At 68.1% G+C, this 14,643-nt stretch carries 13 protein-coding genes and 1 pseudogene; 5 read left to right on the top strand and 9 right to left on the bottom strand.

Annotated features, from left to right (window positions below; translation table 11 throughout):
• Positions 1 to 105 precede the first annotated feature (105 nt).
• The 3 genes from ACOZ38_RS20590 to ACOZ38_RS20580 all read right to left on the bottom strand — a co-directional run bounded on the left by ACOZ38_RS20590 (position 106) and on the right by ACOZ38_RS20580 (position 2,527).
• On the bottom strand, positions 106 to 1,119 hold the full coding sequence (locus ACOZ38_RS20590) for a MerR family transcriptional regulator (RefSeq protein WP_424532732.1): 1,014 nt from the start codon (positions 1,117 to 1,119) through the stop codon (positions 106 to 108).
• Positions 1,120 to 1,125: 6 nt separating this feature from the next.
• Entirely contained in the window at positions 1,126 to 1,794 is a 669-nt protein-coding gene (locus ACOZ38_RS20585; RefSeq protein ID WP_424532731.1) for a HEAT repeat domain-containing protein, read from the bottom strand.
• 229 nt (positions 1,795 to 2,023) lie between these two features.
• The gene (locus ACOZ38_RS20580) at positions 2,024 to 2,527 is read right to left on the bottom strand and encodes a MarR family winged helix-turn-helix transcriptional regulator (protein WP_424532730.1); all 504 of its coding nucleotides are present in this window, start codon (positions 2,525 to 2,527) and stop codon (positions 2,024 to 2,026) included.
• A gap of 147 nt (positions 2,528 to 2,674) precedes the next feature.
• Here ACOZ38_RS20580 and ACOZ38_RS20575 point away from each other — a divergent pair, with 147 nt between their 5' ends.
• The 4 genes and pseudogenes from ACOZ38_RS20575 (at position 2,675) to ACOZ38_RS20560 (ending at position 4,527) form a co-directional block, all read left to right on the top strand.
• Positions 2,675 to 3,094 carry an SPW repeat protein gene (locus ACOZ38_RS20575; RefSeq protein ID WP_405148818.1) on the top strand — a complete coding sequence of 140 codons (420 nt, stop codon included), beginning with the start codon at positions 2,675 to 2,677 and terminating at the stop codon, positions 3,092 to 3,094.
• 87 nt (positions 3,095 to 3,181) lie between these two features.
• A pseudogene (locus tag ACOZ38_RS20570) lies at positions 3,182 to 3,295 on the top strand (patatin-like phospholipase family protein); the annotation flags it as partial.
• A 79-nt stretch (positions 3,296 to 3,374) separates the two neighbouring features.
• Positions 3,375 to 4,019 (top strand): patatin-like phospholipase family protein, encoded by a 645-nt coding sequence (locus tag ACOZ38_RS20565; RefSeq protein ID WP_424532728.1) that lies wholly within the window; start codon positions 3,375 to 3,377, stop codon positions 4,017 to 4,019.
• A gap of 73 nt (positions 4,020 to 4,092) precedes the next feature.
• Positions 4,093 to 4,527: a CBS domain-containing protein gene (locus ACOZ38_RS20560; protein ID WP_424537057.1), complete on the top strand. Its 435-nt coding sequence runs from the start codon at positions 4,093 to 4,095 to the stop codon at positions 4,525 to 4,527.
• A gap of 143 nt (positions 4,528 to 4,670) precedes the next feature.
• Here ACOZ38_RS20560 and helR read toward each other — a convergent pair whose 3' ends face one another.
• Positions 4,671 to 6,821: an RNA polymerase recycling motor ATPase HelR gene (gene helR, locus ACOZ38_RS20555; protein ID WP_424532726.1), complete on the bottom strand. Its 2,151-nt coding sequence runs from the start codon at positions 6,819 to 6,821 to the stop codon at positions 4,671 to 4,673.
• Positions 6,822 to 7,579: 758 nt separating this feature from the next.
• Here helR and ACOZ38_RS20550 point away from each other — a divergent pair.
• Complete coding sequence (locus tag ACOZ38_RS20550; RefSeq protein WP_424532724.1) at positions 7,580 to 8,767, top strand: endo-1,4-beta-xylanase; 1,188 nt, start codon at positions 7,580 to 7,582, stop codon at positions 8,765 to 8,767.
• Between the two features lie 96 nt (positions 8,768 to 8,863).
• On the opposite strand, the gene ACOZ38_RS20545 is transcribed toward ACOZ38_RS20550, so the two are convergent.
• From ACOZ38_RS20545 to ACOZ38_RS20525, 5 genes are all read right to left on the bottom strand, one after another.
• Positions 8,864 to 11,677: a carbohydrate-binding protein gene (locus tag ACOZ38_RS20545; protein ID WP_424532722.1), complete on the bottom strand. Its 2,814-nt coding sequence runs from the start codon at positions 11,675 to 11,677 to the stop codon at positions 8,864 to 8,866.
• A gap of 460 nt (positions 11,678 to 12,137) precedes the next feature.
• Positions 12,138 to 12,338, bottom strand: coding sequence for an alpha/beta fold hydrolase (locus ACOZ38_RS20540; RefSeq protein WP_424532720.1), 201 nt, complete (start codon positions 12,336 to 12,338; stop codon positions 12,138 to 12,140).
• A 33-nt stretch (positions 12,339 to 12,371) separates the two neighbouring features.
• The gene (locus tag ACOZ38_RS20535) at positions 12,372 to 13,517 is read right to left on the bottom strand and encodes an RNA polymerase sigma factor (protein ID WP_424532718.1); all 1,146 of its coding nucleotides are present in this window, start codon (positions 13,515 to 13,517) and stop codon (positions 12,372 to 12,374) included.
• Complete coding sequence (locus ACOZ38_RS20530) at positions 13,514 to 13,921, bottom strand: YciI family protein (RefSeq protein WP_424537056.1); 408 nt, start codon at positions 13,919 to 13,921, stop codon at positions 13,514 to 13,516. Before ACOZ38_RS20530 ends, ACOZ38_RS20535 begins: the two co-directional genes overlap by 4 nt.
• A 177-nt stretch (positions 13,922 to 14,098) precedes the next feature.
• Entirely contained in the window at positions 14,099 to 14,599 is a 501-nt protein-coding gene (locus tag ACOZ38_RS20525; RefSeq protein ID WP_424532717.1) for a pyridoxamine 5'-phosphate oxidase family protein, read from the bottom strand.
• Between the last annotated feature and the right edge of the window lie 44 nt (positions 14,600 to 14,643).

Here is a 14,643-nt window from a genome sequence, read left to right as displayed (position 1 = left end):
CGGCGGCCCGGTCGGCGCCCAGGCGGATGGCGGCGCCGGCCCTGCGTCGACCGCATGGAGGCGTCACACTGGGCCCGACGCACAGAGCACCCCAGGAAGGATCCGTTATCGTGCGTTGCGTATCCCGAGAATGTATGTCGCGGTAAGCGCAACGGCACGGTCTTCGTCATGTGACAGATCTGCGAGGGCACGTGACGCTGTGATTCCCGGGATATCGGCGAGCGCCTGTGTCAGCCGTCGACGTGCAGACGATTCAACGGTGCCGTGGGCGAGGCGATCAACGAGCCTGGTAGCGATCTGATCCGCCAACGCGGGACGACTCGCCAGCGCGCTCAGTGCATCGGCTGCATCGGCTGCATCGACGTCATTCGTCCCCTCGACGACCATATCGATGAGCGTCGGGACCGCGTCGGCTACTCCACGTGCCCCGAGCGCCAGAGCCGCATACCTGCGGACCACGATGTCGGGGTTCGCGAAGGCGTCCTGCAGCAGTGCGGTCGCCTCACCGTTCGGAATCTCAGCGATGGCCTGGACGGCACGTTTCCGCACCTCGGCTACTGGTGAGCCGAGGCCCTCGGCCAGCAGCGCCAATCCGCCATCGCCCAATTGCGCCAAAGCCCATCGAAGGGCTCCGGCGACGTTCGGGTCCGTCTCGCTCAGCGCTGCCTCGACCAGTGCTTCCACTGGCACCGGAACCTCTTCGACTGAGGACAAGGCCGCGCGCTGGCGCTTCCCAGCGCTCTTTGACCCCAACGCCTGGAGGAGTGCGACGATCTGGAGGACGTCCTCCCAGCCGGCGGGTTTTGCGGCACCGATCCGACGGAGTCGCGTGAGCAGCTCCGTCTCATCTGCAATGCGTTCTCGCGTCTGGCGGATGAGGTCGTCGACGAGCTCTGAGGGCGTGAAGCCGGGATCATCGAGCGCGCGCCTGACTTCACGCAGCGACAGCCCCAATGACCGCAGGCTCTCGATATGGAAGATCCGCTGGATGTCCTCGCTGGAGTACTCTCGATAGCCACCACCGGTACGACCCGTTGGCCGCACCAGGCCGAGCGAGTCGTAATGCCTGAGCATGCGGGCGCTGACCCCGGACCGTCGTGCCACATCACCGATCAACACTGCCTATCACCCCTCCTGGCTGGTTCTGCCGAGGGCTACGACGCGCTTCGCCTCCTCGATCGCGAACTCGAATCCGGCATCCGGGTCGCGCAACAGCCGTTCCGTGGCGATCGCGTGCGCGCGCACGCGAGGGTCGAGATCCGTCATCGCAGCGTGCAGCGTTGGCAAAATCACCTCGCCGAGCGCGATCAGCGCCCGGCTGAGGCTCAGCTGCATCTCACGTTCGCCGCGCCCGAGCTGCGTCGACAACGCTACGGCCAACTCGGGCTCTTCGCCTTCGGGCACGAGCACGACCGCTGCCCGCCAAGCGCTCCGCGCCACCTCATCGTCGGCGTCGGACAGAAGCGCCCGTGTGACCGCCGGCCACGCTTGCCGATCCCCGATCTTGGACAGCGTGTGCAACGCCTGGCTTCGTGCCTGCGCACGCTCCGAGCGGACTTCATTGAGAAGCTCTGGGACCGTCATTGATGCTGAGTGGCGGGTGAGTGCCCACGTAAGCATGTCGCGCACGTAGAATTCGGGCTCGATCGCGCATCGCTCGAGGAGCTTGTCGATGAACCGCGGGTCAGGGGTCGTGCCGACCGCTAGCGCTGCCCGCAGCCGCACTGACGGGCGGCTGTCCTCCAGCCCCTGGAAAGCTCGAATCGTATCCGTGTCCTGTTTCGGCATGGCCATCGGGACCACCTCCTTGGCTACAGTGAAGACCTTGTCACTGTGTCAAGGTCAAGCGGAGTCACGCCGCGAGATCACCAGGCACCCTCTGTCTGGCTCGCCGTCAGGCCGACGGCACATGGTTGTGGGTGATCGACCAGCCCGGCCTTCTGGGGGGGGTCAGAGTCATTCGTTGATGGCCGCGATGTGGACGGCGACCTCATAGCGACGGCGAGCTTGTCGCACCGGGTGGCTACGGCGCGATGGCGTTCGAGCCGGTTGATACCGCACTCCACGGCGTGCCGGTCGCGGTAGTCGGCCGGGTCGAACTTGGGCGGGCGGCCTCCGGCTCGATCAACGCGTTGACCAGAGGAGCCAGCCGCCGGAGCTCTTGCAGGTGGGTGGCGCCGAGCAGGGCCAGCTTGCCCTCGCCGGCTCTGGTGAGCTTCAGGCGCACGACGCGGCGATCCTTGCCTTCCCCGCGGTTGCGGGCGACGAGACCGAGCTGCTCGACGCGATCGATCAGCTGCACAGTGCTGTGATGCCGGGTGCACAGGTAGTCGGCGAGTTCTCCGATGGTGGGCCCACGCGAGTCGTCGTGGCCGCGGATCGCCAGCAGCAGCTGGTGCTGGGTGCCCGTCAAGCCCACTTCGGCCGCCCGCTCCTCGCTCCACCGCAGGAAGCGGCGCACCCCCACCCGGACCGCGAGCAACCTCGCATACTCCCGGTCGTCGAGGCCTTTGAACGGTGGCACCATGGGCCTACACCTCCTGACGTGATATTATCACAATATGATATATGAGTAAGGCGAACTGCGGGACCGCGCTTCACCGCGCCCCTGGAAGCGGCCGTCTTGCTCGAAGAGCCACACGCACATACTGCGTTCGAGAAGGTGGTGGAAGACATGGCGGGTCAAGCCATGAAGCTGCACCCCGACATCGAGGAGTTGCGGGCGAAGTACGAGCTCGCCGCGGAGGCACCGGCCGCCAAGGCGGTCGCCGGCCTCACGTTCCTGACCGGGCTCTACCTCGCGATCTCTCCCTTCGTGGTCGGGTTCAATCGATTCGCGACCTTGACCGGGAACAACCTGATCGTCGGGATCGCCTTGGCGATGCTGGCCCTCGGGTTCGCCTCGGCCTACGGCCGGACTCACGGCATCACCTGGGTAGCACCGCTGATCGGCGTCTGGACGATCATCGCTCCCTGGGTCGTCAGCGGCGACGTCGCCTCCACGGCAACGATCTGGAACAACGTGGTGACCGGCGCGGTGGCCGTGCTGCTCGGGCTGGGCGCGATGTTCCTTGGGGGAAGCCGGGCCCGGTGACTCGCGGGACGACGCCCCTTTCCCGGCTGGAAGCCGGACCTGGCAGCCCGGCTTCCAGCCGAGGCCGGATCTCCCGGAGGTGAGGTGATGAAAGCGTTCGTCTTGTGGGGCGCGGGCAGCCTCGGCGCCGCTCAGGTGGGGATGTTGCGAGCGCTGACCGAGAATGGGATCCGGGCCGATCTCGTCGTCGGCGCGTCGGTCGGGGCGCTCAACGCGGCGCACTACGCGACCCACCCGAGCCCCGCAGGCGTCGAGGAGCAATCCGCTCACCATCGAGGCCGTGGCCACCGGTCGGCGCAACTACCTTTTCGACAACCAGGCGCTGGCGCGTTTCCTGGACAGGGTCCTCCCCGTCGACCGCCTGGAGAACACGAAGATCCGGTTGGCTGTACTGGCGGCCGACGCGAGCAACGGGGACCCGGTGCTGCTGTCCAGCGGCCCAGCGCTGCCCGCCCTGCTGGCCAGTACGGCGATCCCTGGCCTTTACCCGGCCGTGGAGGTCGACGGCCAGGTGCTCATGGACGGGGGCGTCGCCAGAGACACCACACTGGACGCCGCGGTCAAGTGCGGCGCCGACGAGGTGTACGTGCTCAGCCCGGGATTCTCCTGCCGGCTACCGAACCTGCCGTCCAACGTGATCGGCATGGTGCTGCATGCGTACAACCTCCTGGCCGAGCAGCGCATGGCGGCCTCCATCGCCCGAGTCGAGCACCACACCAGGCTGCACCTGCTCCCGCCGCTGTGTCCGATCGAGGTACTGCCGATCGACTTCCGGCAGACCGCTGACCTGATCACCATGGCCACAGAAGCGACGAGTCGCTGGCTGGAAGGCGACCGAGATTCGCGACCCGCCCGTGCCCGACTGCTCGGCGACTTCCACCCCGCCCACGACGATCCTGACAGACGGCGGCTAATGACGGCGTGAGAACTGGTGGGCGACCAGGTCAGAGTGGGTATAAACCCAATACGTGTTCATCGATCTTTTCGGGGAGGCTGCGATGACCACAGAGGGAGACGGCAAGCGGGCCCGGGACATAATGCGCCAAGGGGCCGAGTGCATCGGCGAGCACGGCAGCCTGCGTGAGGCCGCGCGGATGATGCGCGATCTGGACGTCGGCGCGCTGCCGATCTGCGGAGATGACGATCGGCTCAAGGGCATCATCACCGACCGGGACATCGTGATCAAATGCTGTGCCGAGGGCAAGGACCTCGACCAGACCACAGCCGGCGATCTGGCGCATGGGCTGGTGTGGGTGGACGCCGATACCAGCGCCGAGGAAGCGCTGAACATGATGGAGGAGCACCGGATCAAGCGTCTACCCGTGATCGGCAATCACCGTATCGTGGGCATGATCAGCGAGGCTGACATCGCCAAGGAGCTGCCCGACAGCAAGCTCGCTGAGTTCGTCCACCGCGTCTACGCGAGCGCCTGACTCACTGCCAGGGATCATTCGCGGCTCTTGCTCAGGGCCCCTGTCCGGTCGGCGCAGTGATCGGCGGCGGCCTTGAGCGGATGCCGCCCGACCGACCGTCCTGACCGCGAGTCACCCGACGCCCAGAGGAGGCCTTGGCCGCGTCAGGAGCTCGTGAGGATGACGAGTCGCTGGGTCGCTCGGGTCATCGCGACATAGCGGTCGACCGCTCCTTCGACGCCCTTGCCGAACGCCTCTGGGTCGATGAGGACGACCAGGTCGAACTCAAGCCCCTTCGACAGCTCCGGGGTCAGCGACCGGACGCGGGACGTCGCCCGGAACGTGGGATCGCCGATGACGCAGGCGATCCCTTCGGCATGCGTGGCGAGCCAGGTGTCGAGGATCGAGCCCAGATCCGAAGCGGATCCGTGTACGACGGGGACGTCGCTGCTGCGGATGGAGGTCGGCACGTTGGCGTCCGGTAGCACGGCCCGGATGACCGGCTCGGCTTCCGCCATGATTTCTTCCGGTGTCCGGTAGTTGATGCTCAGGGAGGCCAGGTTGATCCGGTCGAGCCCGATCCGCTCGAGCCGTTCCTGCCACGACTCCGTGAACCCGTGCCTGGCCTGGGCACGATCCCCGACGATGGTGAAGCTCCGGGACGGGCACCGGAGCAGCAACATCTGCCACTCTGCGTCGGTCAGTTCCTGAGCCTCGTCCACGACGATGTGCGCGAACGGGCCAGCGAGCAGGTCCGGTTCGGTGCTGGGCGGTGCGGTCTCGTCGACCAGGGTGTCCTGTAGGTCCTGTCCGCGCAGCATCGTCACCGCACCTTCACCGTCGTCATCGGCCTCAAGCAGGTCGCCGATGACCTTGGCCATGTGCTCGCGCTCGGCCGCGACAGAGGCGTTGTGCCGACGCTTACGTCGCGACGCCTCCGGGTCGCCGAGCCGCTGCCGTGCTGCGTCCAGGAGCGGCAGGTCGGACACCGTCCAGGCCTGGGCGTCCCCGCGCTGCAGTTGCCGAACGTCATCGGGGCTGAGCCAGGGAGCGCACTTCCGCAGGTAGGCGGGTACCGACCACAGGTCTCCGACGAGGTCAGTGGCTTCGAGCAGCGGCCACGCGCGGTTGAAGGTCGTGAGCAGCTCCCTGTTCTGCAGCAGCGACTTGCGGAGCAGGTCAGCCGAGGCGTCGCCGTCGTGTTTGTCCACCAGGATCGTGAGCAGCTCCTCCCAGATCTGGTCGCGCGCCTCGTTGTGCGGAGTACCGGGTTCTGGTGCTTCGAACGCCTCGGCCCAATCGTCGGCGCTCAGCCAGATGTCGGACCAATGGGTCGTGACCGTCATCCCCTTGGTGGGCGGGTTCTCGTAGAACCTGACGGCCGTCTCGATGGTCTCCTTCACCAGGTTCGCGGACGACTTCAGGAGGGCCACGTTCGGGTCGGCCTCGATCGCTGCCGCGGCTCCCTCGGCGACGAGGTCCCGCAGGGTGCAGGTCTGCACCCCCTCCTCTCCGAGGCTGGGGAGGACGTCGGCGACGTAGGCCAGGTAGGGCTGGTGCGGACCGACGAACAGCACGCCGCCCCGGCGGTGACCGAGGCGAGGGTCGGAGTAGAGGAGGTAGGCGGAGCGGTGCAGAGCGACGACGGTCTTCCCCGTACCCGGACCGCCGTCGACGACGAGAGCGCCGCGGGATCCCGCGCGGATGATGGCGTCCTGGTCGGCCTGGATGGTGCTGAGCACGTCTCGCATCCGTGCCGACCGGTTGCCGCCCAGGCTGGCGATGAAGGCGGACTGGTCGTCGAGCGCGGCGTGCCCGACCAACCCGTCCGAGGTGAACACCTCGTCCCAGTAGTCGCTGATCCGGCCGCGGGTCCAGCGATACCTGCGGCGGCTTGCCAGACCCATCGGGTTGGCGTGAGTGGCTCCGAAGAACGGCTCAGCCGCGGGGGAGCGCCAGTCGAGCAGCAGCCGACGACCCGCGCTGTCCGTGAGGCCAAGTCGTCCGACGTACACGGGCTCGGGGTTGTCCGCGGTGACCATGTGTCCGAGGCACAGGTCCAAACCGAAGCGACGCAGTGCGCGCAGGCGAGCGGTCAGCCGGTGGATCTGCATGTCACGGTCCATCGCCTGCCGGCCTATGCCGCCGGGCGCCTTGCGCTCGGCATCGAGGCGGTCGGACAGGTCGGCGATCGACTGCTCGAGGCTCTCCGCGATGACCGCGAAGTGCTGCTCGTCGCCGGCGATCAGCGTCGGGTCGGCCTTGGGGGAGAGGTGGTCGGGAAGATCAAAGGCGCTGGTGGTCAGGGGGTTCACGTCATCGGCTCCGATCTGAGGTGGACGAGGCACTTTCCCGGCTCGACGATCTCCACGTTCCCGGTTTTCGTGGGTTCTGGCCTCGGCCAGCGATCAGGTGCTGGCCTCGGCCGACGATTCTGCGGCATGACCCGGGTCTTGCCGCAAGTCCCCCGGTGCGCTATACGTTGAGAGTGGCAAGGAGTGTGTAACCTCCTTGCCTTTGCTTTGCCGTCCGCTGTGGACGGACAAGCTCCTCGCGAAGCGGCGGAGCGCCGCGTACGCCGGTACCGTCGGCCCAGGCAGGGTCGTTCAGGACCGACCGGACCAGGCTGGTGTTGACGAACACCAGCGCCCAGCACCGCGCCAACAGCGCCGCCGGCACGCCCTCATCAGTCAGCGCCATCGGGGCCGCCCGCCACTCGATCAGCTCGTCCTCATCGGCCCGCGTCGACTCCCGGAAACCCAGCGCGGCGCGAATCTGCGCCCGGTGCCGCTCGATCGGCCAAGCCTCCGGGCTCGCCCACGCCCGCCGCCTCGTTCGGCAACGCGTCGGAGCCCCGTTCCACCGGCGGCATACCGAGTGCCGCGACCCGTGAATAGGAGGGATCAGCAGGCAGGCGCGCTAGATCGCGCCCCGCCCGTGGTGGCGCGGGTTTTCCCGGTTACCGAAATATTTCGGGTTTGCAACATGGGTCTTTTCTAGGATTGAGCGCTTGACTACCATCATGTTTCGCAATTGAGCCGAAAATTTCGGGGGCGGATCCCAAGGGAGTTCAATGAGACGTTTCTTCGCCATCGGCGCCGCCGTGCTCACGCTGGCCGGCGCGCTGACCGCCGTGCCGGTTTTCGCGGCTCAGCGGCACCCCACGGTCGCCGAGCAGAGCCTGCGCGCGCTCGCCGCCCGTCACGAGCTCGCCATCGGCACCGCGATCGACATGGACGCGCTGCGCGACGCGGCCGATCCGCAGTACCGGGCGCTCGCCGCGTCGCAGTTCTCCACCGTCACCGCCGAGAACGTCATGAAGTGGGAGGCGCTCGAACCCACCCGGGGCGTGTACAAGTGGGGTCCGGCCGACGAGTTGATCGACTTCGCCCGCAGGAACAAGCAGCAGGTCCGCGGTCATGTGCTGGTCTGGCAGAACCAGTTGCCCACCTGGCTCACCCAGGGCGTCAACGACGGGACGATCAGCGACGCGCAGCTGCGCGACATCCTGCGCGACCACATCACCACCGTCGTCAAGCACTTCAAGGGCAAGATCTGGCAGTGGGACGTCGTCAACGAGGCGGCCAGCGACCCGTGGGACAGCCCGTCATCGATCCACCTGAAAGGCTTCTGGGCCCAGCACCTCGGCCCCGGCTACATCGCCGACGCCTTCCGCTGGGCCCGCGCCGCCGACCCCGGCGCCCTGCTGTTCTACAACGACTACAACATCGAGGCGTTCGGCGACCGCGGCCCCTCCGACAAGACCTGGTACGTCTACACCATGGCCAGGCAACTGCGCGCGAGCGGCGTCCCCATCGACGGCGTAGGCAGCCAGGGGCACCTTGGCACCCAGTACGGCGATTACGACGCCTTCCAGGTGGGCGAAGTGCTGGGCGCCTTCTCCGACCTCGGGCTCGCCACGGCGTTCACCGAGGTGGACGTGCGCAGCCAGATGACCGACGGCGTGCGTGCGGGCGACTCCAACGAGATCAACCCCCGCCTCCAGGCGTCGGCGTCGAACTACAGCGTGCTCTTGCAGGCATGCCTGGCCAACCGGCACTGCCTGTCCTACACCGTCTGGGGATTCACCGACAGGCACTCCTGGGTGCCCGGCTGGTTCTCCGACCCCCCGGAGGGCATGGCCACCCTGTACGACGAGTCCTACCAGCCCAAGCGCGCCTACAACGCCGTCAAGGCCGACCTGGCGTACGCCGGCCCGCCGTACGTCCTGCCGAGGATCCCGCAGAAGCCCAGGCGATGAGCGGCGCCGCGGGGCGTCCATCGCTCGGACGCCCCGCGGCGGCGCTACGTGAAAGGGCGGGCCGGGCGCCGCGCGGCGCTCGGCCCGCCGTGGTGCTCAGCTTCCGTAGACCTCGAAGGTGAACAGGGAGTACCCGTACGCGGTGGCCCGGGTGGTGCCGTAGATGCGCACGTACCGGGTGGAGGCGCTCAGGCCGGTGTTGTCGTCCTCACCGCCATTGCCGCCGGTGACGGACCGGACGGTCGTCCACGTGGTCCCGTTGGGCGAGGTCTGGATCTGGTACGCCGATCCGTAGGCCGCCTCCCACGCCAGGCGCACCCGGTTGATGGTGTACGTGGCGCCCAGGTCGACCTGGATCCACTGCGGGTCGGAGAACGCGCTGGACCACCGGGTCGTCGCCGACGCGTCCACCGCGGCCGAGGCCGGGTAGGCGGCCGACTCCACGCTGGACGCCGTCGCCGGCTTGTTCAGCGCGAGGTTCGTCCCCGTGGGCGGCGGCTGCGTGCCGCTGGCGAACGTGAAGGAGTCGATGTCGAACAGCGAGCCCGCGCCACCGGTGAAGACCAGGAACAGGTTCGTCGTCCCGGACGGCGGCGTCACGGTGCCGGTGACGTTGGCCCAGGTCTCCCAGCCACCGGTCGGCGCGACCGTGGCCGTGCCGATCACCGTCCCGGTCGCAGAACCGGCCCGCAGGGTGATCGTGCCACCGACGCCGGCGGACGCGACCCGCGCCGTGAACGAGGTGACCCCGCTCAGGTTGTACGGCGTGAACGAGATCCAGTCCCCGTTCTCGATGTACCCGACCGCGTTGCCGCCGTTGGCCGACAGCTTGGCCACGACCGTCACGCCCTGCTGGGCGTTGTAGTGCTCGGCCTGGCGGGTCCGCGGCTGCAGGACGGCCTGCGGCGCGTGGACGGCCGTGGTCGAGCCGACGGGGGTGTACTCCGCGTCGAAGACGCCGAAGATGTTCGCGGCGGAGTCGTGCTCACCGTCCACGGTGGTCTGGATGGTGCCCGAGCAGCCGTTTGCGCTGGTGATCGGGTGGCCGTGGCTGTCGTGGCCGAGAATGTAGGTGATCTTCACCCGGCTGCAGTCGACGGTCGGGGCGTTCGGGTCGTTGACGGTGATCTGGAACGGGATCGCGTCGCCGAAGCTGAACACCCGCCCATTGACCGGTAGGTTCAGCGTGACCGTCGGCTTGCCGATGTCGATGGTGACGCTCGCCGTGGCGCTGCGGCCGGTGTTGTCACTCACCGTCAGCGTCGCCGTGTACGTGCCATTGGCCGTGTAGGTGAACGTCGGGTTGGCCGCGGTCGAGTCGGTGCTTCCGTCGGTCTGGAAGTCCCACGCGTAGGTGATCGGGTCGCCGTCAGGGTCGGTGGTCCCGGCCGAGCTGAACTGCACGGTGAGCGGCGCGTTCCCGGACGTCGGGTTGGCGCTGGCCACCGCGATCGGGGCCCGGCCGCCGCCCGTGTTGTACTCGATCCTGTACAGGGCCGAGTTGGCGTCGCCGCCGAACCAGCCGGTGCCGTAGTCGAGCACGTACAACGCGCCGTCCGGCCCGAACTCCATGTCCATCACCTGGGTGCCGGTGTAGGCCGGGAAGGCCTCGATAGTGCCCACCCCGCCCCCGGCGGCCAGGGTGACCGCCTTGATCCACCGTCGGCCGAACTCGCCGATGAACACCTTGCCGTTCATCGACGCCGGGAACTTCACGTCCGAGTTGAGCGCGGCGTCGTAGTTGTAAACCGGGCCGCCCATCGGAGACAGGCTGCCGCAGCACAGCTCCTGCCGGTCCTGGCCGCCGCCGTAGGGCAGCCAGGCCGCGCGCGAGGCCGGGAGCTGGGTGATGCCGGTGTTGTTGGGCGAGTTGTTCACCGGCCCGCCGGCGCAGTTGAACGCGGCGCCCGAGGGTCCGTTCGGGAAGGTGAAGTCGACGTACGGCGCGTTGTAGTTCGAGCAGTACGGCCAGCCGTAGAAGCCGGGCTGGGTGATGCGTTCGAACGCGACCGTCCCGGCGGGGCCACGGGTCGCGCTCGTGGTGCCCGCGTCGGGCCCGTAGTCACCGAGGTAGACCGTGCCGGTGGCCCTGTCCACGCTCATCCGGAACGGGTTGCGGAATCCCATCGCGTAGATCTCGGGCCGGGTGTTCGCGGTGCCGGGCGCGAACATGTTGCCCGCCGGGATGGTGTAGCCCCCCGCCGCGCTCGGCTTGATCCGCAGCACCTTGCCCCGCAGGTCGTTGCTGTTGCCGGCGGTGCGCTGCGCGTCGTAGGCGGGGTTGCGGTCGGTCCGCTCGTCGATCGGCGTGTAGCCGCTGGACTCGAACGGGTTCGTGTCGTCACCGGTGGAGAGGTAGAGGTTGCCGGCCGCGTCGAAGTCGATGTCGCCGCCGACGTGGCAGCACATGCCGCGGCTGGTGGCGACGTCGAGGACGGTGACCGCGGAGGCCGCGTTGAGGGTGTAGTCCGCGTTGACCGTGTACCGGGCCAGCCGGTTCACCCCGTTGAACGGCGCGAACTGGGCCGGGGTCCCCGAGGCCGGCGCGTCACCGCCCGGGGTGGACAGCGGCGGCGCGTAGTAGACGTACACCCACCGGTTCGACGCGAAGTTCGGGTCGGCCTTGATGCTCTGCAGGCCCTCTTCGTCGTGCGTGTACACCGGGATGGTGAGCGCCACCTTGGTGTTGCCGAGCACGTCGGTGTAGCGGATCGTGCCGTCACGCGACGTGTGCAGCACGCCCCGGTTGGGCAGGACGGTCAGGCCCATCGGCTCGCCGGTCTCCGCCACGCCCTTGGCCAGCGTCACCTGGGTGTAGCCGGGCGCCGCGAGCGCCGCGGAGTGTGCTGGAGGGGCCAGGCTGAGGGCGGCCGTGAGTACGGCGACGCATGAGGCTAGTTTTCGTAACATGATCGGTGGTCTCGCTTCCTGTCGTACGAGTCCAGACAGGCGTGCGCCGATCACGCCAACGACGCGGCGAGGTGGGAATCCGTCAGCGACGTCGTTCGGACAAACTGCTGCAGGTGGAACAGTCAACAGGTCTCTGTCAGGGGTTGTGAGTCACCTCGCCTTCGAGCGCTGTGGGGCCGGGGCAAGCGGCATGATCAGGTGCGGTGGTGCGGATACGGAGTGAGCCGGGGTCGCGGAACCCCGGTGATCGGTACGGCGCGCGCCTGCCCCGGCCGCCGCCGTACGGTGCCAAGCCCCATGGATGAGGTGGTTCGCTGACTTTCGCTAACTTTGCGGGTCATTCTGGTGCGAGCCTAGAATGTTACGTACAAACTGTCTAGATATTACGGTCGACTCCTCGACGCTTCTCTCATTCAGCGACGAAAGTCCACCGTCGTTAATCGAAACTCGGCCTTGACGGTCAGGCGACGAAGTCGGTCAACTCGTCAATGACGACCTGGGGCCGTTCCTCGGGGATGTAGTGACCGCAGTCGGCGACTTCGACCACGCCCACGTGGGTGCCCTTGGTGGGCAGGCTGTCGCGCAGGGTCGCATAGTTGCTCATGTCGCCGCCGAGGGCGAGGATCGGCAGGACGAACTCGCCGTGCGAGCGGGCGGACATCCGGTCGGGGCGGTGAATGCCTGGTGCCCCCGCTCAACTGCGCAGTTGGGCGTTGAGTCGTGCGGCCTGTCGCGTGAGGTGGTCGCGTTCGGGGAGGTTGGGTGCTGATCGGGCGGCTTGGGCGTAGAGCCGTGCCGCGGTGACTGGGTCGCCGTCACGCTCGTGCAGGTACGCCGCGGCGGCGGTGTGGCGGGGCAGGGCGGGGTCGAGCTCCGCCAGGGCGGCCAGGCCGGCCCGCGGGCCGTCGGCCTCGCCGACGGCGACGGCCCGGTTGAGGCGGGCCACCGGGTTGTCGGTGAGGCGCACCAGTTCGTCGTACCACTCGACGATCTGCACCCAGTCGGTCTCGGCGGCCGTCCTGGCGTCGGCGTGGAGCGCGGCGATGGCGGCTTGGGCCTGGAACTCGCCCAGCCGGTCGCGGGCGAGGGCCGCCTGGAGCACGTCGACGCCCTCGACGATCAGGCGGGTGTTCCACAGTCCGCGGTCCTGCTCGGCCAGAGGCACGAGCCTGCCGTCGGGAGCGGTCCGCGCCGGACGCCGCGCGTGGTGGAGCAGCATGAGCGCGAGCAGGCCCGCGACCTCCTCATGCTTGGTCATTGCGGCAAGCTGGCGAGTAAGCCGGATCGCCTCGCCTGCGAGGTCGACGTCACCGGAGTAGCCCTCGTTGAAGACCAGATAGAGCACGCGCAGCACCGTGGCGACGTCACCTGGCCGGTTGAACCGCACGCCCGAGACGGTTCGCTTGGCCCTGCTGATCCGCTGGGCCATGGTCGCCTCCGGCACGAGGTAGGCCTGCGCGATCTGACGTGTGGTCAGACCGCCGACCGCGCGCAGCGTGAGCGCGACGGCCGAAGCCGGTGTCAGGGACGGGTGCGCGCACAAGAAGTACAGCTGGAGCGTGTCATCGGCCGCCTCGCCCGGGCCGGGCTCGGGCTCACTCTCGACGCGTATCTCGCGGTGCCGTCGCGAGGCTTCGGCGCGGGCGGCGTCGAGGAACTTACGCCAGGCCACGGTGATCAGCCAGCCCTTGGGATCTCGCAGCGGGTCCTCCGGCCACACGCGTACGGCCTCGACCAGGGCGTCCTGCACGGCATCCTCGGCCGCCGCGAAGTCGGCTCCGCGACGGACGAGAACACCGATCACCACGGGCACCAGCTCCCGCAGCAGCGACTCCTTCACTCGATCACCGTTGGCGGCTCGGCCATGAACGGGCGCACCTCCAGCCACTCGTGGATCGGCTTGCCACCCGCGCCCGGAGCCGCGGACAGCTCGCCGGCCAGCTCGAGCGCCCGCTCGTAGGTCTCGACGTCGATCACCATCCAGCCGGCGATCAGGTCCTTGGTCTCCGCGAACGGGCCGTCAGTGACCGGCGGCCGCCCCTCGCCGTCGTAGCGGACGAACGTCCCCTCCGGGGAGAGCGCCTGACCGTCGACGAACTCGCCCGTGCCCTCGAGCCGAGCGGCGAAGTCCACCATGTACTGCACGTGGGCAGAAAGCTCCTCCGGCGTCCATTGGTCCATCGGCACGTCGTTGACCGGTGCCGGCGCGCCCCGGTAGTGCTTGAGCAGCAGGTACTTGGCCATCATATTTCTCCTTGGTGCGGTACAGCCCATTGTGGCCGTGTTCACTGCCGGGGACGGAGCCGCGCGCGGGTTCTCGACATGCCACCGCGACATTTCCTGGCGGACTTCACAGACTCCGCGTACCGCGGTGGGGTTGAGGCGTGGGCGATCCACCCAATGCGAGCGGCCGCCCGCCGCTCAGCCGCGCTGACGCTCCTCCCGCTGCCGGACCAGCTCCTCGACCGCGCTCGGCAGAGTCGTCTCGAAGTCGATCAGCTTCGCCCAGTTCGGGGTCACGACGATCCGGACCATGCCGTCGTGGTAGAGGGAACGCACCTCCGCCTCCCACTCGACCCGTTGCTCGGGCGTCATCTCGTAGGTGCTGGTCACCTGGAGATACTCGTTCGGGATGCCATCGACGAAGTCCAGCTCGGCCCGGCCGCGGATGAGCAAGATCTTGGGCGGGTGCGCCTCGGTGTCGATCGTCAGGGCGACCATCGGGTTCTCGCTCAGGGCCTGGAGCTTCGGAGCGTTCTTCGCAGTGCACATGACGATCTCCGAGCCGTTCCAGGTAAAGATGATCGGGACATTGCGGGGTGTGCCGTCGTTGGCGACGTAGGCCAAGCGGGTCACGTCGCGAGCCAACAGTTCCTGACTGATCGGTCGGTTCAGAACCTCGGTGATCTCGTTCGGTCGCACGGTTATTCCTCCCGTTGTCCTGCTCGGTCCATCCAGCGGATCGT

Origin of the sequence: Sphaerisporangium viridialbum (genome assembly GCF_049674955.1) — a bacterium.
In the GTDB taxonomy this organism is placed as follows: Bacteria; Actinomycetota; Actinomycetes; order Streptosporangiales; family Streptosporangiaceae; genus Sphaerisporangium; species Sphaerisporangium viridialbum.
The sequence above is the reverse complement of the archived record's forward strand: the minus strand, read 5'-3'. Positions and strand labels throughout refer to the sequence as shown.

Coding starts and splice junctions, on each gene's coding strand:
- ACOZ38_RS20560 (WP_424537057.1), top strand. CDS start 4,093: ATGACCACAGAGGGAGACGGCAAGCGGGCCCGGGACATAATGCGCCAA.
- ACOZ38_RS20530 (WP_424537056.1), bottom strand. CDS start 13,921: ATGGCCAAGTACCTGCTGCTCAAGCACTACCGGGGCGCGCCGGCACCG.
- ACOZ38_RS20580 (WP_424532730.1), bottom strand. CDS start 2,527: ATGGTGCCACCGTTCAAAGGCCTCGACGACCGGGAGTATGCGAGGTTG.
- ACOZ38_RS20585 (WP_424532731.1), bottom strand. CDS start 1,794: ATGGCCATGCCGAAACAGGACACGGATACGATTCGAGCTTTCCAGGGG.
- ACOZ38_RS20550 (WP_424532724.1), top strand. CDS start 7,580: ATGAGACGTTTCTTCGCCATCGGCGCCGCCGTGCTCACGCTGGCCGGC.
- ACOZ38_RS20575 (WP_405148818.1), top strand. CDS start 2,675: ATGGCGGGTCAAGCCATGAAGCTGCACCCCGACATCGAGGAGTTGCGG.
- ACOZ38_RS20540 (WP_424532720.1), bottom strand. CDS start 12,338: ATGTCCGCCCGCTCGCACGGCGAGTTCGTCCTGCCGATCCTCGCCCTC.
- ACOZ38_RS20545 (WP_424532722.1), bottom strand. CDS start 11,677: ATGTTACGAAAACTAGCCTCATGCGTCGCCGTACTCACGGCCGCCCTC.